The following is a 1372-nucleotide window of genomic DNA, read 5'->3' as shown; positions in this document are numbered from 1 at the left end:
ATCGCTATTTTTAAGATCCTACTTCCGACCGCGCAGTTAAAAGCTAAAGGGACGGAAGCTGCCAACAAAGTGATGTGGATTTGGGCGACCGTCAATGCGGGGATTCTTGCCTTGTCTAACCGGGTGGAATGGGATGTTCAAGGCATCGAGAATCTGAAAAAAGATGGTTGGTATTTGCTGATCAGCAATCACCTCAGTTGGACGGATATTGTTGTGCTGTGCTGCGTATTTAAAGATCGCATTCCAATGCCGAAGTTTTTCCTCAAACAACAACTGCTGTATGTGCCGTTTATTGGTATGGCATGTTGGGCTTTAGACATGCCTTTCATGCGTCGTTACTCTCGTGAGTATTTAATTCGTAACCCTCACAAACGTGGCCAAGATTTGGCAACCACACGTCGTTCGTGTGCCAAGTTCAAGCATACACCAACCACGGTTGTGAACTACGTGGAAGGTACACGCTTTACTGAAGAGAAGCAGCGTAAAAGCAAAGCGGGCTACCAATACCTGTTGCAACCCAAGTCCGGCGGTATTGCTTACACATTGGCGGCAATGGGCGAGCAGTTTGAGAACATCATTGATGTGACCCTCGCGTATCCAGAGAATACGGACAAACCTTTTAAAGACATGCTGATGGGGCGCATGACTAAGATCGTGGTCCATGTGAAAGTGTTGCCAGTTGATGAGCAGGTGTTAGGGGATTACTTCAACGACAAGCCGTACAAGCGCCAATTCCAGCAATGGTTAGGGGATGTGTGGCAAGAGAAAGACCAACTGCTACAAGAGATTCACAAATAAAAAGGGGAGCCATGTGCTCCCCTGTTTTCTGTGCGTTGCGCTTATTTTAGCGTTAGCAAGTAGTTCACCAGTGCAAAGTACTCATCCATTGATTTAATGCTTTGTGCTTGAACTAGGTATTTGTTATTTACGATAACCGCAGGAACGCCTGTCAAACGGCTGTTTTCGAACTGCTTGTCCATACGACGAACCATTGAATCAACTGCGAAGCCGTTGTAAGCCGCGTCAAATTTCTTCGCGTCTATGCCTTCATCTAGGAAGATTTGGCGAAGTTCAGCGTCGTCACGTGGTGGTTTGCGCATGTTGTGGATGCGGTTAAACATCACAGGCACCATTTGATCTTCAACCTTCATTGCGACCATCGTGGCGAATGCTTTGCTCATTGAAGGGCCCATGTTGCCACCCATGAAAGACACGTGGTTCTTTTGCAGTTTGGTGCCTTCAGGTAGCTGCTTTTTAAGCTGCTGGATAACTGGTTCAAAGGTATTACAGTGTGGGCAGTAGAATGAGAAGAACTCACTCACTAAAGGCTTCTTTGATACCTCAAGATCCAATACTTTGTAATGTTCACCTT

2 protein-coding genes are annotated in these 1372 nt (G+C 46.4%); one reads left to right on the top strand and one right to left on the bottom strand.

What is annotated here, in order from left to right:
* Positions 1 to 798 (top strand): acyltransferase (locus R7O12_RS24965; protein WP_318126741.1); only part of this gene is annotated, 798 nt, incomplete at its 5' end.
* Positions 799 to 839: 41 nt separating this feature from the next.
* Here R7O12_RS24965 and R7O12_RS24960 read toward each other — a convergent pair.
* A partial coding sequence (locus R7O12_RS24960; protein WP_318126740.1) for a thiol:disulfide interchange protein DsbA/DsbL occupies positions 840 to 1372 on the bottom strand: 533 nt, incomplete at its 5' end.

This window comes from Vibrio sp. Vb1574 (assembly GCF_033338675.1).
The sequence above is the reverse complement of the archived record's forward strand: the minus strand, read 5'-3'. Positions and strand labels throughout refer to the sequence as shown.